Source organism: Bradyrhizobium sp. WSM1253 (assembly GCF_000244935.1).
GTDB classification, from domain to species: Bacteria; Pseudomonadota; Alphaproteobacteria; order Rhizobiales; family Xanthobacteraceae; genus Bradyrhizobium; species Bradyrhizobium canariense.
In genome coordinates this window covers 6190921-6213818 of the sequence record NZ_JH600073.1, presented here as the reverse complement: position 1 = coordinate 6213818, position 22898 = coordinate 6190921, and the positions used below count along the sequence as shown (strand labels likewise).

The 22898-nt window shown below is 64.7% G+C and carries 19 protein-coding genes and 1 pseudogene; 10 read left to right on the top strand and 10 right to left on the bottom strand.

All coding sequences use genetic code 11. The features are described 5' to 3' along the window. Positions 1–99: 99 nt before the first annotated feature. Together BRA1253DRAFT_RS30300 and BRA1253DRAFT_RS30295 are read left to right on the top strand one after the other, a co-directional pair. Positions 100–315 (top strand): hypothetical protein, encoded by a 216-nt coding sequence (locus tag BRA1253DRAFT_RS30300; RefSeq protein WP_007600706.1) that lies wholly within the window; start codon positions 100–102, stop codon positions 313–315. Between the two features lie 104 nt (positions 316–419). Further along, positions 420–1382 (top strand): D-2-hydroxyacid dehydrogenase family protein, encoded by a 963-nt coding sequence (locus BRA1253DRAFT_RS30295; protein ID WP_007600705.1) that lies wholly within the window; start codon positions 420–422, stop codon positions 1380–1382. A 4-nt stretch (positions 1383–1386) separates the two neighbouring features. Here the strand turns inward: BRA1253DRAFT_RS30295 and BRA1253DRAFT_RS30290 are convergent, their stop codons facing one another. After that, positions 1387–2355 (bottom strand): NAD(P)-dependent oxidoreductase, encoded by a 969-nt coding sequence (locus tag BRA1253DRAFT_RS30290; protein ID WP_007600704.1) that lies wholly within the window; start codon positions 2353–2355, stop codon positions 1387–1389. 156 nt (positions 2356–2511) lie between these two features. Beyond that, the gene (locus BRA1253DRAFT_RS30285) at positions 2512–3699 is read right to left on the bottom strand and encodes a L,D-transpeptidase (RefSeq protein ID WP_007600703.1); all 1188 of its coding nucleotides are present in this window, start codon (positions 3697–3699) and stop codon (positions 2512–2514) included. A 322-nt stretch (positions 3700–4021) separates the two neighbouring features. Between BRA1253DRAFT_RS30285 and BRA1253DRAFT_RS30280 the strand changes: the two genes are divergently transcribed. Next, on the top strand, positions 4022–4864 hold the full coding sequence (locus BRA1253DRAFT_RS30280) for a hypothetical protein (protein ID WP_007600702.1): 843 nt from the start codon (positions 4022–4024) through the stop codon (positions 4862–4864). A gap of 2 nt (positions 4865–4866) precedes the next feature. Here BRA1253DRAFT_RS30280 and sseA read toward each other — a convergent pair whose 3' ends face one another. The 3 genes from sseA to BRA1253DRAFT_RS30265 form a co-directional block, all read right to left on the bottom strand. Then, the gene (gene sseA, locus BRA1253DRAFT_RS30275; protein ID WP_007600701.1) at positions 4867–5724 is read right to left on the bottom strand and encodes a 3-mercaptopyruvate sulfurtransferase; all 858 of its coding nucleotides are present in this window, start codon (positions 5722–5724) and stop codon (positions 4867–4869) included. Between the two features lie 222 nt (positions 5725–5946). Next, positions 5947–6360 (bottom strand): rhodanese-like domain-containing protein, encoded by a 414-nt coding sequence (locus BRA1253DRAFT_RS30270; RefSeq protein WP_007600700.1) that lies wholly within the window; start codon positions 6358–6360, stop codon positions 5947–5949. A 217-nt stretch (positions 6361–6577) separates the two neighbouring features. Next, complete coding sequence (locus BRA1253DRAFT_RS30265; RefSeq protein ID WP_007600698.1) at positions 6578–7753, bottom strand: VWA domain-containing protein; 1176 nt, start codon at positions 7751–7753, stop codon at positions 6578–6580. 123 nt (positions 7754–7876) lie between these two features. Between BRA1253DRAFT_RS30265 and BRA1253DRAFT_RS30260 the strand changes: the two genes are divergently transcribed. From BRA1253DRAFT_RS30260 to BRA1253DRAFT_RS30245, 4 genes are all read left to right on the top strand, one after another. Beyond that, on the top strand, positions 7877–8122 hold the full coding sequence (locus BRA1253DRAFT_RS30260; protein ID WP_007600697.1) for a GlsB/YeaQ/YmgE family stress response membrane protein: 246 nt from the start codon (positions 7877–7879) through the stop codon (positions 8120–8122). A 92-nt stretch (positions 8123–8214) separates the two neighbouring features. Beyond that, complete coding sequence (locus BRA1253DRAFT_RS30255; protein WP_007600695.1) at positions 8215–9057, top strand: MoxR family ATPase; 843 nt, start codon at positions 8215–8217, stop codon at positions 9055–9057. A 687-nt stretch (positions 9058–9744) separates the two neighbouring features. Further along, positions 9745–11049 (top strand): nicotinate phosphoribosyltransferase, encoded by a 1305-nt coding sequence (pncB, locus tag BRA1253DRAFT_RS30250; RefSeq protein WP_007600693.1) that lies wholly within the window; start codon positions 9745–9747, stop codon positions 11047–11049. Between the two features lie 245 nt (positions 11050–11294). Then, complete coding sequence (locus tag BRA1253DRAFT_RS30245) at positions 11295–12602, top strand: GGDEF domain-containing protein (RefSeq protein ID WP_007600691.1); 1308 nt, start codon at positions 11295–11297, stop codon at positions 12600–12602. 14 nt (positions 12603–12616) lie between these two features. Here BRA1253DRAFT_RS30245 and BRA1253DRAFT_RS30240 read toward each other — a convergent pair whose 3' ends face one another. Beyond that, entirely contained in the window at positions 12617–13237 is a 621-nt protein-coding gene (locus BRA1253DRAFT_RS30240) for a TetR/AcrR family transcriptional regulator (protein WP_007600688.1), read from the bottom strand. Positions 13238–13771: 534 nt separating this feature from the next. On the opposite strand from BRA1253DRAFT_RS30240, the gene BRA1253DRAFT_RS30230 reads away from it, so the two are divergent. After that, positions 13772–17176 carry an acyl-[ACP]--phospholipid O-acyltransferase gene (locus BRA1253DRAFT_RS30230; RefSeq protein WP_007600686.1) on the top strand — a complete coding sequence of 1135 codons (3405 nt, stop codon included), beginning with the start codon at positions 13772–13774 and terminating at the stop codon, positions 17174–17176. A 5-nt stretch (positions 17177–17181) separates the two neighbouring features. Continuing rightward, positions 17182–17856, top strand: coding sequence for a triacylglycerol lipase (locus BRA1253DRAFT_RS30225; protein WP_007600685.1), 675 nt, complete (start codon positions 17182–17184; stop codon positions 17854–17856). A 1-nt stretch (position 17857) separates the two neighbouring features. Here the strand turns inward: BRA1253DRAFT_RS30225 and tcuB are convergent, their stop codons facing one another. The 3 genes from tcuB to tcuA are packed head-to-tail and all read right to left on the bottom strand — an operon-like array spanning position 17858 to position 21417. Then, on the bottom strand, positions 17858–18964 hold the full coding sequence (gene tcuB, locus BRA1253DRAFT_RS30220) for a tricarballylate utilization 4Fe-4S protein TcuB (protein WP_007600684.1): 1107 nt from the start codon (positions 18962–18964) through the stop codon (positions 17858–17860). 4 nt (positions 18965–18968) lie between these two features. Beyond that, on the bottom strand, positions 18969–19997 hold the full coding sequence (locus BRA1253DRAFT_RS30215; protein WP_007600682.1) for a hypothetical protein: 1029 nt from the start codon (positions 19995–19997) through the stop codon (positions 18969–18971). Between the two features lie 28 nt (positions 19998–20025). After that, a complete protein-coding gene (tcuA, locus tag BRA1253DRAFT_RS30210; protein WP_007600680.1) occupies positions 20026–21417 on the bottom strand; it encodes an FAD-dependent tricarballylate dehydrogenase TcuA in 1392 nt (463 codons plus the stop codon). A gap of 160 nt (positions 21418–21577) precedes the next feature. Between tcuA and BRA1253DRAFT_RS30205 the strand changes: the two genes are divergently transcribed. Continuing rightward, the gene (locus BRA1253DRAFT_RS30205) at positions 21578–22273 is read left to right on the top strand and encodes a GntR family transcriptional regulator (RefSeq protein ID WP_007600679.1); all 696 of its coding nucleotides are present in this window, start codon (positions 21578–21580) and stop codon (positions 22271–22273) included. A 13-nt stretch (positions 22274–22286) separates the two neighbouring features. On the opposite strand, the pseudogene ybaK reads toward BRA1253DRAFT_RS30205, so the two are convergent. Then, positions 22287–22762 (bottom strand): annotated as a pseudogene (gene ybaK / locus BRA1253DRAFT_RS30200) (Cys-tRNA(Pro) deacylase). Positions 22763–22898: the final 136 nt, after the last annotated feature.

Below are 22898 nucleotides of genomic sequence, written 5' to 3'. Positions count from 1 at the left end.
CAATTGAAACTATCTTTTAATAAATCAGGCCAAAGCTCGGTTTCGCGCGGAAACAGCGCCACCCGCTCAGAATGAACGGGAGCACAGCGAGACAGCGTCATGGCCGTGATCGAGACCCATTCCCTTCCCGTTCCGGCGGAAGCCGGCAGCGCCTCCGCATTTGCCTCGGAGATCAAGGGCTTCTGGAAGCGCTTCTTCGCCACCGCTTTCAACCCCTACCGGCCCGAACTGCATTACATGCGCGGCCCCGGCCCCGCCTGGCGCGCCAAGCACGGCATGAATGCGCCGTTCCGGCTCAAGCCCCGCGACCTCTGAGCCCTTATCACCTGTCGGATTTTTGAAGACGCGAACGGCTTGCGCACGGTCCTGATTGCGCGCAACCATGGCCTGGTTCCACCTCTCGCCATGGAAGAACGCTGATGACGCGGCTGCGCTGTGCAATTCTGGACGACTATTTCAATCTCGCCCTCGAAGTCGCCGATTGGCAAAGCCTGTCCGACCGCATCGACGTCACCGTGTTCAGCCATCCCTTCGCCTCCGAGCAGGCCGCGGCGAGCGCGCTGGCCGATTTCGAGATCGTCTGCGCGATGCGCGAGCGCACCGCGTTCCCGAAGAGCCTGTTCGAGAGCCTGCCGAAGCTGAAGCTGCTGCTGACATCAGGCATGCGCAACGCCTCGATCGACATGGAGGCCGCCAAGGCGCGCGGCGTCACCATCGCCGGCACGCAATATTCACGCGATCCGACTGCGCCCCTCACCATGGGCCTCATCCTGGAACTGACCCGCGGCATCGGCCGCGAGAACGCGCGCATGCATGCGGGCGAGCCCTGGCAGACCTTTGCCGGCGTTGAGATCGAAGGATTGACGCTCGGCGTCGTCGGGCTCGGCAAGCTCGGCAGCAAGATGGCCGGCATTGCGAAGGCGTTCGGCATGAACGTGATCGCCTGGAGCCCGAACCTGACCCCGGAGAAGTGCAAGGATGCCGGCGTCGGCTACGCTACCAAGGAGGAGCTGTTCGCCAAGGCCGATATCGTCAGCATCCATGTGGTGCTGAGCGAGCGCTCGCGCGGGCTGGTCGGGGCTGCCGATCTCGCGCGGATGAAACCGACGGCCTTCCTCGTCAACACCGCGCGCGGGCCGATCGTGGACGAGCAGGCGCTGCTCGAGGCGTTGCAGCAGAAGAGGATTGCAGGCGCCGGCATCGACGTATTCTCGGTCGAGCCGCTGCCAACAGACCATCCCTTCCGCAAGCTCGACAATCTCGTGCTGACGCCGCATCTCGGCTACGCCACCGAGGACGGCTTGCGCATCCACTACAGCCAGATGGTCGAGGCGATCGACGCCTTCACCAAGGGCGGCGAGCTGCCGCGGAAGCTGGCGTGATGCCTCAGGCCGCCGAGCGGTGGCTGGTGGGCTGCCGTGCCGCATCGGCAAAGCCGTCGCGCCAGGAGGCATGCGCCGGCAGCCAGCCGAGCTCGCGCTTGGCCTTGCCGTTGGAGGCTCCGCGCACCTCCGTCATCATCGCAACCATATGCTCGCCCGCAAGCAGGCGGCCGAGCCAGGCGGGAATGTGACGCGGCGGCTTGGCACCGAGCAATTCGGCCAGCGCGGGCAACCAATCCTTCACCTGCGCCGGATGATCGTCGACGATATTGTAGATGCTGCCGGCGCGCCCGCGTTCGAGCGCGGCAAGCGTGGCAGAGGCGGCATCTTCGGTGTGAATGAACGACCACGTGCCGCCGCCATCGCCGATCACCGGCACACGCCGGTGGCGCAGCTGGTCGATCATCGCAGGCGAGAGCGTGCCCGTGCCGGGTCCATAGAAGAATCCATAGCGCAGCACGATACCCTCCGGCTTCGTCGAAGCGGTGACGCTTCGCTCCAGATACCGGATTGCCTCAAGCGTGCGTCGCAGCTCTCGCGGCGGATGCGGGTCGAGCTCATCGGTCTCGGTCTTCACCGTTCCCCCGGCGCGACTGAAGGTCCAGCCGCAGAAGCTTTGCGCGATGAAGCGCCTGGCGCCGGCCTCGCGTGCGGCATTCAGCAGAATGTCGGTTCCGCGGGTGCGGAGCTCGTTGGTTCGCGCGAAGGCCCGATCGAAATGCCGGAGGTCCGTGGCGGCCGCGAGATCCGTCATCTGGTGAATGACGGCGTCGGGCTTTGCCGCAATCACCGCAGCGTGCATGCTGCCGGCATCGAGGCCGTCGGCGACGACCGGCTCTGCACCCAATCGACGCACCAAATCTGTTTTTGCCGCATTCCGTGTCGTGCCGATCACCGAATGACCCGCGGCGACCAGCGCCGGAACAAGATACCGACCGACCGCGCCGGTCGCGCCCGCAACAAAGATGCGCATCCTGTGCTCCTCAATTCGTTGCAATCCTCCCGGACGTAATCGAGGTGCGGAGCCGTTCAAGTATGCGCAAGTAGGACTTGCGCGCATGCGTCAAATGATGACGGCGCGTGACCGAAGGTCACGCGCCGTCATCAGATCAATTCTTGCGAGGCCGATTCAGCGCACGGTGACCGGTGCGGGCAGCGGCGGCACCACTGTCGGCTGGGTGCCTCCGACCGGGCCGGCCTGCGCGGCCATCGGAGCGGGGCCGGCAGCGCCGGGCACGGGCGCGGCGGATGCGGTCGCAGTTCCCGGCGGCGGACCACCCGGCATCACGACCACGCGGGTGCCGACCTTGACGCGATCGAACAGGTCGGAGACGTCCTCGTTCAGCATGCCGATGCAGCCGGAGGACACGAACTTGCCGATGGTCGAGGGCTGGTTGGTGCCGTGGATGCGGTAGACGGTCGAGCCGAGATACATCGCGCGGGCGCCGAGCGGATTGCCGGGACCGCCGGCCATGAAGCGCGGCAGATAGGGCTGTCGCTCGATCATCTCGGTCGGCGGATGCCAATCCGGCCACTCGGCCTTGCGGGTGATCTTCTGCACGCCCGTCCAGGTGAAACCGTCGCGGCCGACGCGGACGCCGTAGCGGATCGCACGACCGTTGCCGAGCACGTAATAGAGGTAGGTATTCGGGGTATCGACGATGAGCGTTCCGGCCGGCTCCTTGGTCGCCAGCGAGACTTCCTGGCGGCGCAGATTCTGCGGCAGCTGCGCCGGAGCAGCGTCAGGCTGCTCCTCGGGCGGGAGCGAGGCGATCGCCATCGGCCGGCCGTCGGCACCCACGGGCGGCTGCCCGGCCTGGACCGTTCCGGTCGCGCCGGGACCACCGACTGCCTCGGGCGGACGCAGGCCGTCACTGCCGGGCGCCTGTGCCGGACGATCGGCGTAGATCACCGCAGGCGGGCCGGCAGGGCGGCCGTAGCGCGGATCGTCGGGTGATGTCACGGGACCCTGCGGCGGCGCGGCCGAGTAGACGGGGGCGCCGGCGGGACGGCCATAACGGGGATCATCGGGCGACATCACCGGCCCCTGCGGCGGCGCGGCGGAATACACCGGGGGAGCGCCGGGCGGACGGCCGTAGCGCGGATCCGGGCCGGGCGGCGGCAGCGCTGCCTGCGGCATCGCATCGTCTTCATCGTCCATAGCGTCGAAATTCGGCGCGCGGTCGCCGGGCCGATATTCGGCCGGCGCGCCATAGCTCGGCGCCTGCTGGACCGGATAGCTCTGGGCCTGCGCGAGCGAGGTTCCCGCCGCAGCGACTGTTGCGGCAGCGCATATCGTCAGAAAATGTTTGATCATCATCGCTCTTGTATAGTCCCCGGGCCCCGTCCGGACCGTTAACGGCCAGATGACGGAAGATAGCGGCACATTCAAGACATTACAGGCGGATTTGTGCCCGATTTGCCGATTTGTGATCCGCAAGACTACCGTTGCCTCCTTGCATCACGGGACGAAAATCAGCCCACGCCCGAGATTGCTGGACTAGCCGGCTCTGTTTTTTACGGAACGGCGCGGAATCGTTGCGGTATGTTCGAATCAGCCTGATTCGCCGCCGCTTTGAGCTTCGATCCCCCGCGTGGCGAACGCGGCAAGCAGTACAGTCACCGCGTTCAGATGGCTCATGGGCCCTGGCCACTTCGCCGCTGGGGCGGAAATTCGCAATCCCTCGATGCTTCCCGGCTTTCGCTTTCTGTTTGCCGCGATCCTGCTGTCAGCCTCCATCCTGGTATTCGGCCTGGGCGCCGCCGCGCTGCTGCGGGCGAGCCACGAGCAGTATGTCAGCAACCCCTCCTGGCGGAATGGTCCGCAGGAGCAGGTGTTTGCACAAGCTCCCGAGCCGGCCCAGCCGGTGCTCGCGGTCCTCCGCGCCGAGCCGGAGGCGGCCACCGATCCGACGCCGTCGCTGCGCGATCAAGTCCCGACCATCGCGCTGCCGATGAGCGAGCCCGAGCCGGTCGTCGTGGTGACAACCGAGACCGACGGTCAGCCGCAGGTCGTTGCAGCTCCGGCTGACGTCCCGGCCGAACCGGCCAATGTCGAGGCCAAGGCCGAGACGACGACGGACGCCGCGGCGCCGGCCTCAAGCAACACGCTTACTCCGGCCGACGCCAGCGCATCCATCGCCGAGGCCAAGCCGGTTTCGATCGCTCTCACAAGCAAACCAACACCTGCCGCCCCCAGCGCAGCCTCGGCTTCGTCCACGTTCGACATGGCGAGCGCGAAGTTCGCCGCATTGAATAACCTGGCGACCACGGCCTGGAAGGATCCGCCGGCGAAGGCCAAGGCCGACGCTAAGGCCGACAGCAGTTCGCCGGAGAGCAAGGCGACTAAGCCGCGGGCGCACCGGGTGAAGAAGCGCCGCCGCATTGTCCGGCGTCCGCCGCCGCCGGTTCAGCAACTCGATCCGTTCGGGCAGCCGCAACCCACGCTCGCCGCAACGACGACCGCGCGCGCACGCCAGTAGGGTTACGCCGGCCCCGTTGCGATTGGCGGTCCCTTTTCCTGGCCCCATTCTGACCATGAGCCGTCGTAGAGCGCGGTGTCGGTGATGCCGAGGCGATAGAGCGCCAGCGTCAGCACGCCGGCGGAGACGCCGGAGCCGCAGCTCGTCACGATCGGCGCATCGAGCCTGACGCCGGCGTTCGCGAAGGCCGCGCGGAGATCATCGAGCGGCTTCATCGTGCCGGTCGCGGCGTCGAACAGCAGGTTATAGGGCACGTTGCGAGCGCCCGGGATATGGCCGGAGCGAATGCCCGCGCGCGGCTCGGGCGCCCGGCCCTCGAACCGGTCGGCGGCGCGCGCGTCGATCACCTGCTCGACACGGCTTTCGACGTTGGCGATCAATTGCTGCATGCTACGCACGCGCTTGGAATCGTAGCTCGCCTTGAACGTCGCGGGCTTCGGCTTCGCCTCGCCACTTTCGACCGGACGCCCCTCGGCGCGCCACTTCTTCAGGCCGCCATTGAGAATGCGCACATTGCCGTGGCCGAAGGCCAGGAACATCCACCACGCGCGGGGAGCAGCGACCCAGCCGCCGGCATCGTAGAGCACGACAGTATCGGCATTGGAGATGCCGAGTTGGCCGACGTCGCGGCCGAACTGCTCGGCGCTCGGATACATGTGCGGCAGCGGGTTGGAATGGTCCGAGACCGCATCGACGTCGAAGAACAACGCGCCCGGCAGATGCGCGGCGAGGTAATCGTCCTTCGGCAGCGGCAGCACGCCCGGCAGCTTGAAGCTGGCGTCGAGCACCTTGACGTTGGCATCGTTGATGTGGGCGGCGAGCCATTCGGTGGAGACGAGGGGATCGGTGGGGGTGGTCATTGGCTTTTCCTTGCAGTCATTACGGTGCGCGCGCAGCGCGAGAGAGTTTGATACGGCGCGCGGCAAATTCCGCTGTCATCGCCCGGCCAGTGCGCAATTGCGCACTAGGAACGGGCGATCCAGTACGCCGAGACGATTGTGCTTCAATCGATAGGCCGCGGCGTACTGGATTCCCCGCCTTCGGGGAATGACGCCGAAAATTGGAGCGGCAGCGCAGGACCCTCACCCCTTCTTCTTCGGCTCCCATTGCTCCACCGGCCCGCCGGCGTCGCGCCAGGCGGCGTAGCCGCCGGCGATGTGGGCGACGGGCTTGAGGCCCATGTCCTGCGCGGTCTTGGCGGCGAGCGCGGAGCGCAGGCCGCCGGCGCAATGGAAGACGAACTTCTTGTCCTCCTGGAACACCGGCTTGGCATAAGGGCTCTGCGGATCGATCCAGAATTCGAGCATGCCACGGGTGCAGGCGAACGCGCCGGGGATGCGGCCGTCGCGTTCGATCTCGCGGGGATCGCGGATATCGACGATAACGACGTCGCCGTTCTTCGAGATCTCGATGGCGCCCTTGGCGGTGAGCGTCTCGATCTCGGCATTGGCCTCGTCGATCAGCGCCTTGATGCCGCGGGTGATGGTCTGGGGCATGTGGCTCTCCCTCTTGTTCTGTCGCCGATCCCAGGCGATCTGCCGGAGGCGGTGGTCACCTCTCCCGCTTGCGGGAGAGGTCGCGGAGCGAAGCGACGCGGGTGAGGGCTCTCTCCTCTAGGGGAGCGTCGCCCGTGGAGAGACCCTCTTCCCGACCCTCCCCCGCAAGCGGGGGAGGGAGCGCGATCCCATCGCCGATGGAGCGCCTCGTCATCAGCTAGTGCGTCAATTCCTTCATCGCACCCTCGAGCCCCTCGATCGTGATCGGATACATGCGGTTGGCGAAGATGCGTTTGATGATGGTGGTGGATTCCGAATAGTCCCAATGCTTCTGCTGCACGGGGTTGAGCCACACCGCATGCGGATAGGTGCGGATGATGCGGTCGAGCCAGACCGAGCCGGGCTCCTCGTTGACGTGCTCGACCGAGCCGCCGGGTACCATGATCTCGTAAGGCGACATCGAGGCGTCACCGACGAACACGATCTTGTAGTCGTGCGGGTATTTGTGCAGCACGTCCCAGGTCGGGGTGCGGTCGGTGAAGCGGCGCTTGTTCTGCTTCCACACGCCTTCATAGAGGCAGTTGTGGAAGTAGAAATATTCCATGTGCTTGAACTCGCTCTTCGCCGCCGAGAACAACTCCTCCACCTGCTCGATATGCGCGTCCATCGAGCCGCCGATGTCGAAGAACACCAGCAGCTTCACCGCGTTGCGGCGCTCGGGCCGCATGTGCACGTCGAGATAGCCGTGATTGGCGGTTTCGCGGATGGTGGTGTCGAGGTCGAGTTCATCAGGCGCGCCGGTGCGCGCGAATTTGCGCAGGCGCCGCAGCGCCACCTTGATGTTGCGGATGCCGAGCTCGACATTGCCGTCGAGGTCTTTGAACTCGCGCTTGTCCCACACCTTCACGGCGCGGTTGTTGCGGTTCTTGTGCTGGCCGATGCGTATGCCTTCGGGATTGTAGCCATGGGCGCCGAACGGCGAGGTGCCCGCCGTGCCGATCCATTTCGAGCCGCCCTGATGGCGGCCCTTCTGCTCCTCGAGGCGCTTCTTCAGGGTCTCCATGAGCTTGTCCCAGCCCATGGCCTCGATCTGCTTCTTCTCGTCGTCGGTCAGGTATTTCTCGGCGAGCTTCTTCAGCCATTCCTCGGGGATCTCGGCCCCCTCCATGGCGTCGAGCAGGCTTTCCAGTCCCTTGAACACGGTGCCGAAGACGCGATCGAACTTGTCGAGGTTGCGCTCGTCCTTCACCAGCGAGGTGCGCGACAGATAATAGAAATTCTCGACCGAATAGTCCGACAGATCAGCATCGAGCGCCTCCATCAGCGTGAGGTATTCGCGCAGCGTCACGGGGACCTGCGCATCGCGCAGAGAAGTGAAGAATTGCAGGAACATGGGTGACAGATTGCCCGTCGGGGGGCGAACGTCAAGGGGCGGAGGCCACTGCTCTGCGCTGGACCGGGAGGCTTTTTGCTCTAGAATTGGCGGTCTCACGGGGTTGTTTTGGGGACGTTTGCAATGGGAATTCTCGCAGCGCTCATCATTGGCGCGATCGCAGGCTGGCTTGCCGGCAAGATTGTCCACGGGGCGGGATTTGGGCTGATCGGCAACATCGTCGTCGGCATCATCGGTGCACTCGTGGCCGGCTGGATTCTGCCTCAGCTGCACATCCAGCTCGCAACGGGCACGGTCGGAGCCATCGTGGATGCCACGATCGGCGCGGTGATTGTGCTCGTCATCCTTTCGCTGATAAAACGGGTCTGAAAGCCTGACCGAACCAGGAACGGCCGCCACGCGCGGCCGTTCCCATGTCGCGACCGGGGCAATGCCGGGACGACGACCAACAAGGACGCGCGATGAAATTTACCGGCACCAAGGACTATGTTGCGACCGACGATCTCAAGGTCGCGGTCAATGCCTCGATCGTGCTGGAGCGCCCGCTGCTCATCAAGGGCGAGCCCGGCACCGGCAAGACGGTGCTGGCGGAGGAAGTGGCGAAGGCGCTGAACGCCCCGCTTCTGACCTGGCACATCAAGTCCACCACCAAGGCACAGCAAGGCCTCTACGAATACGACGCGGTGTCGCGCCTGCGCGACAGCCAGCTCGGCGATGCGCGCGTGTCCGACATCAAGAACTACATCAAGCGCGGCAAGCTGTGGGATGCCTTCACCGCCGAGCAGCGCCCGGTGCTGCTGATCGACGAGATCGACAAGGCCGATATCGAATTCCCGAACGATCTCTTGCTCGAGCTCGACCGCATGGAATTCCATGTCTACGAGACCGGCGAGACGATCAAGGCCAAGCAGCGCCCGATCATGATGATCACCTCCAACAACGAGAAGGAGCTGCCGGACGCGTTCCTGCGCCGCTGCTTCTTCCACTACATCAAGTTCCCCGATGCCGATACCATGACCCGGATCGTCGATGTCCACTTCCCCGGCATCAAGAAGCGGCTGGTCGAGGAAGCCCTGCGCATCTTCTTCGAGGTCCGCGAAGTGCCCGGGTTGAAGAAGAAGCCGTCGACCTCGGAGCTGCTCGACTGGCTCAAGCTGCTGCTCAACGAAGACATGAGCGTCGAGCAGTTGCGCGAACGCGATCCGCGCAAGCTGATCCCGCCGCTGCACGGTGCGCTGCTCAAGAACGAGCAGGACGTGCATCTGTTCGAGCGGCTGGCGTTTCTGAGCCGACGGGAAGTGTAGACAACGGCTCTGCACGCTCGCAATCGCAAGGCGAACGCGCGACGAGCGAACCTGCCAGGACCGGGGGCCCGATCACAGCAGGACAATTCCGTAGTCCTGGCGATCGCTGCTGTTTCGCAACGGGCCAGAAATCCGTCGCGGGCATATGCCGCAAGCCTTCGCGTTGCCGAATTCGTCACCCGGAGCTCAAGCTCGGACGTCCGGGCTGCGACGAGCCCTGGTGTTGCGTTGCCTGGCTTTCCGGCGATCACCAGCTTTTCCACAACGCTCTCGACATTGCGCGATACGCGCGCGAGCTTCCTTGGCGCCGGACCACTCATCGGTGTCGAAGGCCCGTTCCCATTTGCCGGCAAATGGTCGTTCGATATGCCGGCGACGCCGCCCTGCTCCTCGGCCGGCAACGGTCGGCGACCAGTTCGTCGAACCTGTTCTCGGTAACGCCGTCGGTCCTTTCTCTCCTCGTTCCAATCGCGAATACGCTCAACACGGGCAACGATCGGCACGGCCCCCGCGTCACGCTCGCGGGAGGTCCGAGGCCAGGTAGGCCACCCGGCCATCCGCAGACCGGTACGCGAACGGGATCTCTGGGCGATTTCGAGCCGCCCTCGCGCAACCGGATGCTCGGCGGTGACCTGCCCTTCGCCAAATCCACTGGTTGCGCACCGGGAGCCACGCTAGAATTCCCCCATGACAGTGACCGACATTGCGAGCCGAACCTATAATCACAGCTGGCGGCTGGATCCCATCATCCGCAGCCTGCTTGATACCGACTTCTACAAACTATTGATGTTGCAAATGATTCGGGAATCTTACCCGCATCAGCAGGTGACATTCTCGGTCATCAACCGATCGCGCCATGTGCGGCTCGCCGAAATCATCGACGAGGGCGAGCTGCGCGCCCAGCTCGACCACGCCCGCACCATCCGCTTCACCAAGAAAGAGCTGATCTGGCTTGCCGGTAACACTTTCTACGGCAAGACCCACATGTTCTCGGCGGACTTCATCCGCTGGCTCGCCGAATTCCGGCTGCCCGAATACGAGCTGCGCAAGGTCGAAGGCCAGTACGAGCTGCACTTCCACGGGCCGTGGAGCCATACCACGATGTGGGAGATTCCTGCGCTCGCCATTCTCAACGAATTGCGCTCGCGCGCAGCGATGAAGGGCCGCGGCCGCTTCGAGCTCGACGTGCTCTATGCCCGCGCCAAGGCCAAGCTTTGGACCAAGGTGGAGCGGCTGCGCAAACTGGATGGCTTGCGGCTCTCCGATTTCGGCACCCGTCGCCGCCATGGCTTCCTTTGGCAGCGCTGGTGCGTGGAGGCCGTGAAGGAAGGCCTGGGCCCGTCCTTCATCGGCACCTCCAACGTGCTGCTCGCGATGGACAATGATCTCGAAGCCATCGGCACCAATGCCCATGAACTGCCGATGGTCGCCGCGGCGCTCGCCAAGGACGACGAGGAATTGCGCTGGGCGCCCTATCGCATCCTCGACCAGTGGCGCCAGACCTATGGCGGCAACCTCCTGATCGCGCTGCCCGACGCTTTTGGCACCAAGGCGTTCCTGCGCGATGCGCCGGAATGGGTTGCAGACTGGACCGGCTTCCGCCCCGACAGCGCGCCGCCGATCCAGGCCGGCGAGGAGATCATCAAATGGTGGGAGCAGAAGGGCCGCAATCCCAGGGACAAGCTGCTGGTGTTCTCCGACGCGATGGACGTTGGCTCGATCGAGGAGACCTACCACCACTTCACCGGCCGGGTGCGGCTCTCGTTCGGCTGGGGCACCAATCTCACCAATGATTTCGTCGGCTGCACGCCGGACGGATCGTTCAATCTCGATCCGATTTCGCTGGTCTGCAAGGTGTCATCGGTCGACGGACATCCGGCCGTCAAGCTCTCCGACAATCCCGAGAAGGCGACCGGCCTGCCTTCGGAGATCGAGCGCTATTTGCGCGTCTTCGGCGACGCCGGCCGCGTGCGCAAGCCGGTGCTGGTCTAGCGGCAGGGCAATCTCTCCATCGGGTAAACCACTTGGGGCGAATGCGCGACATCGGCTCGCCGATGTCGCGTCAGTTCCGGTTCGACGGCATTTGCAACGATCTGCCAGCATCCGCTTCACAACGCCTTCACCCTGCGACGCAGTCTCCCGGCATTTTCAAGTCGAGTTAAGCACCTTTCGCGCGTAATCCGCGTTATGAGCGGATCGCTCCGCTGGGGTCGTTGAGCGACTTGGGGAAACGCAACGTGTTTCGCAGAACAGCGCCGTCAACGAAGGGACGCAACTTCCTTCACGTCGTCAAACTCGTCTCGCCTTTCGTCACGGTCGTTCTGCTGCAGGCGGCGATCGCCGGATTCAGCCTGGAGGTTATGTCCTCGGTCCGCGCCTATGTCGCGGGCGAAGCGCTATGGTCGCGCTCGCAGAAGAACGCCGTCTATTTCCTCAATCTCTATCTGCATTCGGGCGACGCCAGCCAGTTTGCGCAATATCAGACCTCGCTGGCCGTTCCCATCGGCGACGAGTTCGCGCGCTGGGCGCTCGAGCGCGATCCGGTCGACGTCGAGGCCGCTCGCATCGGCTTCCTGCAAGGCGGCAACCATCCCGATGACGTGCCGGGACTGATATGGCTGTTTCGCTACTTCAAACAGGTCAGCTTTCTCAAGGAAGCGATCCGTGAGTGGGCTGCCACCGACCCCATGCTGCTGGAGCTGAGCGTGTTCGGCGAGGTCATCCGGTCAGAGTCGAAGAACGGGCCGGTTCAGGACGGCAAGCGCCGGCAATTGTTGTCGTCGCGGCTGTCGGAGCTCAACACTCAGTTCACGGTGCACGCCAAGCGGTTCTCCACCGTTCTCGGTGAAGGCTCGCGCGCCATCAAGATGACGCTGACTGGCGTCAATATCGTCACAGCCGCGACGCTGATCCTGCTCCTGATCTGGCACACGCGGCGATTGGTGCTGCAACGACAGGCGTTCGAGGATGCCCTGCATGCCGAGAAAGAGCGCCTGGCCTGGCAGGCGTCGCACGACTGGCTGACCGGCCTGTCCAACCGTCGCGCCTTCGAGGCCCGCCTGCAAAGCGAGTTGGACGACACCGCGGCGGGTTCGGTGGGCCTGATCCTGCTCGATCTCGACCAGTTCAAGGACGTCAACGACAGTTGCGGTCACCTCGCCGGCGACCGTCTGCTCCGCCAGATTTCGCGCCTCCTGCTACAGGAGCGGCGGCCGCATGACCTGGTGGCCCGGCTCGGCGGTGACGAATTCGGCTTAATCCTTCCCCGATGCACGCCGTACGACGCCGTGGATATCGCCGAACGGCTGCGCCGGTCGCTCGAGCTATCCGTCTTCGCCTGGGACGATCGTTGCTTTGCAGTGACGGCCAGTATCGGCGTTGCCTGCATCACCGACGGCAACGCCACGCTCGAGGACGCGATGCGGCGCGCGGATGCCGCCTGCTATCGCGCCAAGGAGAACGGACGCAACCGTGTTCAGGTCGACAACGGGACGACGGACGTCGTCGTCGTCACCTCGCGGCAGCGCAAGGCCGCCAGCGCATAGCAGCGCTCAGCACGTTATCGCATTGGCAGAATCCCGAGCCCCGCGAGATGCGCATCCAGAAATTGTTCGACCTGCTGGCGCAGCATCTGCGGCGGTACGGCCACCATGCGCTCTTCGAGGCCGAGCGAGATGATCCCGTGCACGGCGGAAAACAGTGTGCGTGACAGCAGCGCGATCTGCACGTCGTCTGCCTTCGGAAGCAGCCGCACCAGGGGCGCATGCATCAGCGCGAAGGCCTCCATCACCATCTGAAGGATGTCATCGGGGTAAGGGCGGTCGTCCTCCATCCGATGTTCGAACAGCGAGCGCAGCAGATTGGCGTGCTCCGCGAAGAATTCGAGGTAGGTCGCAGCCAGCCCATAGAGCTGGCGAACCGGATCCTCGGCTGGAACTTGGCCCAGCCGCACCGTTAGGGCATTAACGGTCTCCCGATTCACGGTCAGGATTACGCCGTCGAAGTCGCCGAACTCGTTATAGACACTTCCAACCGAGCAGCCGGCGGCGTCAGCGACGTCCCGGACTTTCAACGATTTCAGCCCTTTAGTGGCAATAATGCTGCGAGCGATCTCCACGATCTGCTGCCGCCGTCGAGATTTTTTTCGGTCTCGCAACGATTCGTCTTGAACATTGTTCATTTTCAGGCTACTCATCTGAACAATGTTCAAGTTAGTCGGGAGACCTTCAAAATGCAAACCCTCGCTGTTGATATCGCCTCCACCTTCGTCGATGACGCCACAGCTCTCGTGACCGGATTTGGCCGCGCCCTCCTGCGGCTCGCAATGGGGCCGATCGATCGCATCGCAAATGCCTGCGACATTGCCGGCGTCCTGACCGAGCGCCGCGCGACCTTCCGGATGTGGCGGGCCAACCGCCGCGTTCGTCGTGAGGGCCGCCGCTTTAACCTGCTCGGCCGCCTCTCGCCCTTTCGCCGCCTCGCCCATCTCACCTGAGGCGCGCACGCCTCCTTGCCGGAGCGTGATAGAGCCGCGACCAACCATTTGCGAACCAAATGTCGCCACGCGGAGACCAACAGGATCGGAAGGCAAAGGCGTAGAGCAGGCCGGGGACGATCGTCGTCAACCCGCAAATGCCCGTCGCATCTCCTCCGGTCCCGACGCCCATCGGACAATGAAACAACCTCAGACAGCGTTTCCAAAACAGGACTAGTCATGATCAGGGATTTGATGTCGTCACGCCGCTTCGCGCCGCTGTTCTGGGCGCAATTCTTCTCGGCGCTGAACGACAACGTGCTCAAGAACGCACTCGTCATCATCCTGCTTTACAGTGCCGCGACCGGCCACGGAGATGCGCTGGTGACGGTCGCGGGCGCCGTCTTCATCTTCCCCTACTTCATCCTGTCCGGGCTCGGCGGCCAGCTCGCCGACAAATATGTCAAATCCGTCGTCGCAAGGCGGCTCAAATTCGCCGAGATCTTTGCCGCGGGCTTTGCCGCGGCCGGTTTCTTCCTGCACTCGGTGCCGCTGCTGTTCGCAGCGCTCGCACTGTTCGGCGTCATCGCCGCGCTGTTCGGTCCCGTGAAATATTCGATGCTGCCGGACCAGCTCGAGCTCGGCGAGCTCGCGACCGGCAACGCGCTGGTCGAAGGCGCGACCTTCATGGCCATCCTGCTCGGCACCGTTGCCGGCGGCCAGTTCGTGGCCGGCTCCGCGCATATGGGCTGGGTCGCATCGGCCGTGGTCGTGCTGGCCCTGCTGTCCTGGGCCTTCGCCTCCCGCATTCCCGCGACGACGCCGTCCGCACCCGATCTGCCGGTCAACGGCAATCCCTGGACCTCGACGCTCGGCCTGTTGAAGACCTTGCACGCCGACCATCGGCTGTGGGACGGCACCGTGATCGTCTCCTGGTTCTGGCTGGTGGGCGCCATCGTGCTCTCGCTGCTGCCGGCGCTGGTCAAGGAGGTCATCGGTGGCACCGAGGGCGTGGTGACGTTGTGTCTCGCGATCTTCGCAATCGGCATTGCCATCGGCTCGCTGTTCGCCGCGAATCTGAGCCATGTTCGCCCGAACCTCGCGCTGGTGCCGATCGGCGCCATCATGATGGGGTTTGCCGGCCTCGACCTCGCCTGGGCGATCGGCGTGACCGCCAAGGGCCAGGACATCACCGCCGCCGACTTCGCGACCTCGTTCGCGGGCCTGCGCATGCTGGTCGATTTCGTCGCCTTCGCATTCGGCGGCGGGCTGTTCGTCGTGCCTTCCTTCGCCGCCGTCCAGGCCTGGTCCGCCCCCTCCGAGCGCGCCCGCATCATCGCCGCCGGAAACGTGCTGCAGGCCGCCTTCATGGTAGCCGGCTCGCTGTTCGTCGCGCTGTTGCAGGCCGGCGGATTGCACATCGGCTGGATTTTCTTCGGCCTCGGCGTCGCCAGCTTCGGCGCAGTCTGGTTCGTGCTGACGAAGTGGGGCAAGGAAGGCGTTCGCGACTTTGGCGGGCTGCTGTTCCGCGCGCTGTTCCGCACCGAGGTCCGCGGGCTGGAGAACCTGCCGCCTGCTGGCACGCGCATGCTGATCGCGCCCAACCATGTCAGCCTGATCGACGGCCCGCTGCTGCACGCCGTGCTGCCGATCGACGCGAGCTTCGCGGTTGATACCGGCATCGCCAAGGCCTGGTGGGCCAAGCCGTTCCTGCGGGTGGTCAAGCACTACACCATGGACCCCAGCAAGCCGCTGGCCGCGCGCGACCTCATCAAGCTCGTCGCCGCCGGAGAGCCGGTGGTGATCTTCCCGGAGGGACGCATCACCGTCTCCGGCTCGCTGATGAAGGTCTATGACGGCACCGCGATGATCGCGGACAAGGCCGACGCGGTCGTCGTCCCGATCCGCATCGAAGGCGCCCAACGCTCGCATCTCAGCTATCTCAACGGCAGCCAGATCAAGCGCACGTGGTTTCCGCGGGTGACCGTCACCATCCTGCCGCCGGTTAAGCTGCCGGTCGATCCGTCGCTCAAGGGCAAGACGCGCCGCAATGCCGCGGGCGCAGCACTTCAGGACGTGATGATCGACGCGATGGTGAAGAACGCCATGCTCGATCACACTCTCTTCGAAGCGCTCGGACACGCCTATCGCGACCGCGACACCGGCAAGGTCATCGTCGAGGACGCGCTCGGCACCAAGCTGACCTATCGCAAGCTGATCCTGGGCGCCCAGGTCTTGAGCCGCAAGCTGGAGAACGGCACCGCTGTCGGTGAGAATGTCGGCGTGCTGCTGCCGAATTCCGCAGGCGTTGCCGTCGTCTTCATGGCGCTGCAAAATATCGGCCGGGTGCCGGCGATGCTGAACTTCTCGGCCGGCCCGGTCAACGTGCTCGCCGCCATGAAAGCCGCACAGGTCAAGACCGTGCTGACGTCGAAAGCTTTCATCGAGAAGGGCAAGCTCGACAAGCTGATGGCGGCAATCTCCGCGGAAGTTCGCGTCGTCTATCTCGAGGATGTCCGCGCCTCGATCGGCGCGGCCGACAAGATCAAGGGCCTGCTCGCCGGCACTGCGCCGCGCGTCGTCCGCCAGGCGAGCGATCCGGCCGTCGTGCTGTTCACGTCGGGCTCGGAAGGCACGCCCAAGGGCGTCGTGCTGTCCCACCGCAATATCCTTGCGAACGCTGCACAGGCGCTGGCGCGGGTCGATGCCAACGCCAATGACAAGGTGTTCAACGTGCTGCCGGTGTTCCACTCGTTTGGGCTTACAGGCGGAATGATGATGCCGCTGCTCGCGGGCATTCCGATCTACATGTACCCCTCGCCGCTGCACTATCGGATCGTGCCCGAGCTTATCTACCAGACCGGCGCCACGATCCTGTTCGGCACCGACACGTTCCTCACCGGCTACGCCCGCTCGGCGCATGCCTACGACTTCCGTACGCTGCGCCTGGTGATCGCCGGCGCCGAGGCGGTCAAGGATCGCACCCGGCAGGTCTTCATGGAGCGCTACGGCATCCGCATCCTCGAAGGCTATGGCGTCACCGAGACCGCGCCGGTGCTGGCGATGAACACGCCCATGGCCAATCGTCCCGGCACGGTCGGCCGCCTGTCGCCGCTGATGGAAAGCCGCCTCGACCCCGTCCCCGGCATCGAGGAAGGTGGACGCCTGTCGGTGCGCGGACCGAACGTGATGCTCGGATACTTGCGGGCCGAAAATCCGGGCGTTCTCGAACCGCTCGCCGAGGGTTGGCACGACACCGGCGACATCGTCGCGATCGACCCGGCCGGCTTCATCACCATCAAGGGACGCGCCAAGCGCTTTGCCAAGATCGCCGGCGAAATGGTCTCGCTGTCGGCGGTCGAGAACATCGCGACGACGCTGTGGCCGCAGGCCGCATCGGTCGCCGTGTCGATCCCGGACCCGCGCAAGGGCGAGCGCATCGTGCTGCTGACGACGGAAAAGAACGCCGAGCGTAGCGCCATGCAGGGCCACGCAAAGACGATCGGCGCGTCCGAGCTGACCGTTCCCGCAGCGATCATGGTGGTCGACAAGGTGCCATTGCTCGGCACCGGCAAGACCGACTACGTCACCGCAACGACGATGGCCCGCGAGCAGGCATCCGCGCCGGAGCGCGAGGTGGCGTAAGAGAGATGCACGAGGCGTCTCAATCAAGCGAGGCGCGATGCCCTGGAGTGGTTCTGCTTCACGGCATCGCGCGCACCTCGGCGTCCCTGATCAGACTGGAACGGGCGCTCCGGGCCAGCGGCTTTGCAACGCTCAACATCGACTATGCCAGCCGCCGCAAGACGATCACGGCGCTCGCGGACGATATTCACCTGGAAGTCGCCCGCTTCGCCGAGCGTGAGGCGCCGCTGCATTTCGTCGCGCATTCGATGGGCGGTCTGGTGACGCGCGCCTATATCGCGAAATATCGTCCGGACCGGCTTGCCGGCGTGGTGATGCTGGGCACGCCAAACGGCGGCAGCGAGGTCGCCGATCTCCTGAGCGGATATCGCCTCTACAGCGCATTCTACGGACCCGCCGGACTCGAGCTCACCACCACGTCCACGCCCCGGTCTGACGCCCTGCCCGCGGTGGACTATCCCGTCGGCGTGATCGCGGGAAACCGCTTCATCGATCCCGTCGCCGGCCTCTTGGTTCTGCCGAAGCCAAATGACGGACGGGTCTCAGTGCAAAGCGCGATGGTCGCCGGCATGGCCGACCATATCGTCGTGAAGGCGTCCCATACCGGACTTCCGCGTCACGCCGCCGCCATCGAACAGACCATCGCTTTCCTGCGCGATGGCCGCTTCCGCACCATCTGAATCAAGAACCGGCATCGCTGCGTCGCTCCTGCGCGTAACGCACCAGTGCCGCGAAGCGATAGATGCCGTGCACGAACTTGCCGTACGGCATGGTGACGAACAGCGCGAACACTGCACCCAAATGCAGCGTCAGCAGCGGCCCCATGGCTGCAGTCTCGCGCAGAATCAGAAGCAGCATGCCGGTGAAGCCGGTGAGGAACAACATGGCGATAAAGCCGACATCCATGCCATAGCGCTGCTCGTCGAGCAGCGCCGGATCGCGCCGCATCTTGGCGACGAACAGGCCGATCGGCCCGATGATCAGACCGATGCCACCGAGCGTGCCGAGCACCACCGGCAGATCCCACCACGGATACGGCGCCTCGCGCCCGAGCAGATAGTGATACAGCGTGGCGACCGAGGTCGCGGCGAAGCAGAGCAGGAAGCCGTAGAAGGTCAGGTGATGGAAAAGCTTGCGCCGGTCGGTCGGCTTGTCATCCTCATTGTAGCAGCCGACGCCGCCACCATGGAGATAGCGCAACTCACCAGCGTCCCGCATCGCCTGAAAGATCGAGCCACCGTCCGGACGGCCGCCGATCGGTGGACCGATATCCCGCCAGAACGCGCGCACGCTCATCACCAGCGCGAAGATCGCATAAAGGAAGGCCGCGCTGAACAACGCCGCCATCGCGTTGTGCGGCATCAACTTGTAGAAAGCGCCGGGGCCGGTGTGCACGCCGAACAGCACGGTGCGGTCGTTCAGGGCCGCGAAGCCGAGGATGAAGGCGGCCATGCTGAGCGCGGCGACGATGCTGATGACGAGACCGTTACGCGCGAAGACACCGGACAGCGCCTGTGGCCAGGCATAGGCCGCGTAGGATTCCGCGCGCGCGATCGCCAGCGTCTGCGGAACGTTGACGTTGAATTCGTGCGGCGGCGAGAACTGGCAGTCGACGTAGCAGGCGCCGCAGCCATGGCAGAGATTGGCGAGATAATTGAGGTCGCCGTCGGAAAAGGCGCGACGCATCTCCATGGCGGGAAATACCGCGCAAAGACCCTCGCAGTAACGGCAGGAATTGCAGACCGTCATCAGGCGGTCGGCTTCGTCCAGAATTTTGGTTCCGTGCATGGCTTTACTTCGTCAGGCCTTTGCTCTCGAGCCATTTCTGGATCAGGGCTGCGACCTCGAGGTTGTTCTTGTCCATCATCACCATATGCGAATTGCCCTTGATGCCGGCCTGCGGGAGATCGACGATGCCGACGCTGCCCCCGGCCGCCTTGACGGCGTCCGCAAAGGCGATGCCGTTGGCGCGGATCTTGGGCCAGCGCGAATCGCGCTCGATATAGTCGCCGTAGATGATGAGGGTCGGAATGTTCTTCAGCACATCCGCTTTGGCGGGATCGCCGATGCCGGCCGGCTCGATCGCAATCAGCGCCTTCACCTTGTCGGGGCGGGCTTGCGCGACCTTGAAGCCGAAGGTGCCGGCTTGGCTGTGGAACAGCAGCACCGAGGGGCCGACGCGATCGATCTCGGCGATATAGGCGGCGATGGTCGCATCGTCGGTCGTGGTCCAGCGGGGCACGTTCTGCTTGACGAAATTCTCGTAACCCTCGACGGGGAATTGGTTGCCCGGCAACAATTTTCGCTTGGCGGGATCGGGATCGTAGGAGTTCGGTCCATCGCCGATGCGGAAACGCTCGAACGGATTGGCCGTGGTCAGGAAGACCGGCTCGCTCTTGAAAATATCGGGGTACTGCGCCCAGCCCGCGCGTCCGCGCTCTACCGCGTCGGAGTTATAGACCGCCCACCCCTTGCGCAGAAAATAATTCAGCCAGCCTTCGCGTCCGTCAGGCGTGGTCTCGTAGGTGACGCCGGTCAATCCGCCGCCGTGCCACATCAGCAAAGGATAGGCACCCTTCTCGTTTGCCGGCAGGAAATACTGCACGTACATCTGCTCGACCTGATACGTGCCGTTGGGATCGACCTTGGCCGGCACTCCGCCGGGCGCGAACACGACCTCCCTCACCGGCTTGCCGGAGATTTCGACAAGACGCCCACCGACATGGAACGAACCCATGTCTCGCAGCGTGATCGGCTCGGCCGCGTGGGCGTGGCCGACGATCAGCAGCGCCGCGATCGAGGCAATGGCAATGCGTGACATGGTTCCTCCCTCGTGTCTTTTCTTCGTCCTAGTTCTTGGCGTGGCGTGCCGCTTCCCGTCCTGCGATCCGCCCGAACACGCTGCCGATGGTCATGCCTATGCCGGCGGCATAGCCCTTGCCGAGCACGTTGCCGGCCATGATCTCGCCGGCCGCGAACATGTTGGCCGACGGCTTGCCGTCAGCCATCAGCATCCGCGCCTCCCTGGTCACGCGCGTGCCGAGATAGGTGAAGGTGATGCCGGGCCGCACCGGATAGGCAAGGTAGGGCGGCGTCTCGATCCGCCGCGCCCAATGGGTCTTCGGCGGTGTGATGCCTTCGGTGCGGCAATCGTCCAGAATGGTGTGGTCGAAGGTGCCGGGCCGCACCGCGGCATTGAATTCGGTGATGGTCTTTTCCAGCGCGGCCGGATCGAGCTCGAGCTTGCCGGCGAGCTCGGCAATCGTCTGCCCTGCGATCGGCGGGAACAGCGTCGGCATGAAGCTCGTGACCACGGTGGAATCGAATATGATGTAGGCGATCTGGTCGGGTTGCGCGGCCACCAGCCGGCCCCAGATCGCGTAACGCTTCGGCCAGATGTCCTCACCTTCATCATAGAAGCGCTGCGCGTGCTTGTTGACGACGATGCCGAACACAACGGAGTCGTGGCGCGTGATGATGCCACCGTCGAATTTCGGCGCGCGCGCGTCGATCGCGACCGCATGGCATTGGGTGGGATCGCCGACCTCCTGCACGCCCTTGGCGAGCAGCATCTTCAGGATCGAGCCGCGGTTATAGGGCGTGCCGCGGATCAGGAAATTGTCGGCGGCTTCGCCCCAATATTGCTTCAGCCATTCGATGTTGGCCTCGAATCCGCCGGCGGCGGCGACCAGCGACGTCGCGCGGATCTCGGTGTCGCCCTTGATCGGCCGCTTGAGGCGGGCGGCGAGAAACATGCCATCCTCGATCACGAGGTCGGTGACCTCGGCGTCGTATTCGATTTCGACGCCGAGCCGCTCGGCGGTCAGATACAGGGCGTTCAACATCGCACGGCCGCCGCCGAGGAAGAAGGAGTTGGTGCGGCCGAGGCTCAGCGTGCCGCCCAGCGAGGGCTGCCAGCGCACCCCCTGCTCGACGATCCAGTTCAAAATGTCCTTGGACTCGCGGATCATGTGCCGGGCGAGTATCTCGTCGGTCTGGCCGCCGGTGACGCGCAGGAGATCCTCCCAAAACTCCTCCTCGGTGTAGGGCCCGGTCAGGATTTCGGTCGCCTCGTCATGGGCGCAGCGCATGTTGCGGGTGTGACGCGTGTTGCCGCCGCGATAGAATTTTGGCGCGCCTTCGAGCACCAGCACCGACGCCCCACCACGTCGGGCGCTGATCGCCGCACACAGCGCCGCGTTGCCGCCGCCGATCACCAGCACATCGTATTTGCTGCTCATGCCGTCTGCCCGATGCGACGAAGTTGGAGACATTCTGCCCCGCAGGCGGCCCCGGTCAATCCGGTTCGCCATTGCGCACTTTTGTATACAAAGATATACAGAAATCCAGCAAGCGCCATCGCTGCATGGGCAGGATGCGCGTGGCGAGCACGAGGATTGCATGGCAAGGCGCCCGACAAAGGCAGGCGGCTCGGTCGCGCGCGGCGGCGGCGTGGCGCTCGGCGAAGCCGTGTTCCGCTCGCTCTGCGAGGCGCTGCAGGCCGGCAGCTATCGCGCTGGCGACCGCCTGCGCGAGGAAGAGGTCGCCCAGCGGCTGAAGGTCAGCCGCACGCCGGTGCGGGAGGCTCTGGGCCGGCTTGCGGCACGTGGGTTCGTCGAACCTGCCGGCGGCCGCGGCCTGATCGTACGCAACCTCGACATCTCCGAGGTACTCGAACTCTATGCGATGCGCGAGATCATGGAGGGCGCCGCCGCCCGACTTGCCGCCGAGCACGCGTCTGCGCCCGAGATCGATGCGCTCAGGGACATCGAGCAGGCCTTTGTCGAAGCGTCCGGGGCCGACGCGACCGACATGGCAGGAGAAATGGCAAGGCTCAACCGCGCCTTCCACGAAGCGATCTGCCGCGCCGCGCGCAACCGCTATCTCGACAACGCTTCGCGGGAATTGCAGGACTGGATCGCTCTGCTCGGTCCGACTACGTTCACCGTATCGGGCCGCCCTTCGACCAGCCACGGCGAGCACCAGGCCATCATCGACGCCATCGCGGTTCGCGACGGCGGCAAAGCGGAGCAGCTTGCGCGTGCACACATCGGCGAAGCGCTGCGCTGTCGGCTGAAGCTGTTGCAAAAGCAGTAGCAGAACGCCGCGCTCAGGCGACCAGTTCCGCGACGATCGCCTTCAACACGTCCCGCACATCGCCTGGACTGAGCCGCACCTGCAGTCCGCGCTGACCGCCATTGACGTACACTTGGTCATGTGCGAGCGCGCTCTGCTCGATCACGGTGCGTACGGGCTTCCGCTGCCCGAACGGGCTGATGCCGCCAACCTTGTAGCCGGTGAGTCGCTCGGCCTCCGGGGCGGCTTCATCATCTGCGCTGACTTGCCGCTAACAGCAGCGGCAAGCTTCTTCATCGAGACTTCCTGGTCGGATGGGACGATCACGCAGACCGGCTTGCCGTCGACCAGCGCCATCAGCGTTTTCAATACACGCGCGGGGTCTTCGCCAAGCGCAGCAGCCGCCTGGAGGCCGATGCTCTCGGCATCGGAATCGTAGTCATAAGCGTGGACGGTGAAGGCAACCTTTGCGGCTGTGAGCGCGCGTGTGGCTGGGGTGGCTTTGGACATATGCGATGTCTAGCACCGCCGCTGCGAGGAGCGAAGGGACGAGTACGGCGCAGTCTCTCCCCGAGTCGTCCTGGCGAAAGCCAGGACCCATTACCCCAGGGAGGCGTTGGCGAAGACCTGTCGTTCGATACTACTA

Coding starts and splice junctions, on each gene's coding strand:
- sseA (WP_007600701.1), bottom strand. CDS start 5,724: ATGACCACCCCCACCGATCCCCTCGTCTCCACCGAATGGCTCGCCGCC.
- BRA1253DRAFT_RS30230 (WP_007600686.1), top strand. CDS start 13,772: ATGATCAGGGATTTGATGTCGTCACGCCGCTTCGCGCCGCTGTTCTGG.
- tcuA (WP_007600680.1), bottom strand. CDS start 21,417: ATGAGCAGCAAATACGATGTGCTGGTGATCGGCGGCGGCAACGCGGCG.
- tcuB (WP_007600684.1), bottom strand. CDS start 18,964: ATGCACGGAACCAAAATTCTGGACGAAGCCGACCGCCTGATGACGGTC.
- BRA1253DRAFT_RS30270 (WP_007600700.1), bottom strand. CDS start 6,360: ATGCCCCAGACCATCACCCGCGGCATCAAGGCGCTGATCGACGAGGCC.
- pncB (WP_007600693.1), top strand. CDS start 9,745: ATGACAGTGACCGACATTGCGAGCCGAACCTATAATCACAGCTGGCGG.
- BRA1253DRAFT_RS30215 (WP_007600682.1), bottom strand. CDS start 19,997: ATGTCACGCATTGCCATTGCCTCGATCGCGGCGCTGCTGATCGTCGGC.
- BRA1253DRAFT_RS30280 (WP_007600702.1), top strand. CDS start 4,022: ATGGGCCCTGGCCACTTCGCCGCTGGGGCGGAAATTCGCAATCCCTCG.
- BRA1253DRAFT_RS30295 (WP_007600705.1), top strand. CDS start 420: ATGACGCGGCTGCGCTGTGCAATTCTGGACGACTATTTCAATCTCGCC.
- BRA1253DRAFT_RS30285 (WP_007600703.1), bottom strand. CDS start 3,699: ATGATCAAACATTTTCTGACGATATGCGCTGCCGCAACAGTCGCTGCG.
- BRA1253DRAFT_RS30240 (WP_007600688.1), bottom strand. CDS start 13,237: ATGAACAATGTTCAAGACGAATCGTTGCGAGACCGAAAAAAATCTCGA.
- BRA1253DRAFT_RS30300 (WP_007600706.1), top strand. CDS start 100: ATGGCCGTGATCGAGACCCATTCCCTTCCCGTTCCGGCGGAAGCCGGC.
- BRA1253DRAFT_RS30255 (WP_007600695.1), top strand. CDS start 8,215: ATGAAATTTACCGGCACCAAGGACTATGTTGCGACCGACGATCTCAAG.
- BRA1253DRAFT_RS30290 (WP_007600704.1), bottom strand. CDS start 2,355: ATGCGCATCTTTGTTGCGGGCGCGACCGGCGCGGTCGGTCGGTATCTT.
- BRA1253DRAFT_RS30225 (WP_007600685.1), top strand. CDS start 17,182: ATGCACGAGGCGTCTCAATCAAGCGAGGCGCGATGCCCTGGAGTGGTT.
- BRA1253DRAFT_RS30265 (WP_007600698.1), bottom strand. CDS start 7,753: ATGTTCCTGCAATTCTTCACTTCTCTGCGCGATGCGCAGGTCCCCGTG.
- BRA1253DRAFT_RS30205 (WP_007600679.1), top strand. CDS start 21,578: ATGGCAAGGCGCCCGACAAAGGCAGGCGGCTCGGTCGCGCGCGGCGGC.
- BRA1253DRAFT_RS30260 (WP_007600697.1), top strand. CDS start 7,877: ATGGGAATTCTCGCAGCGCTCATCATTGGCGCGATCGCAGGCTGGCTT.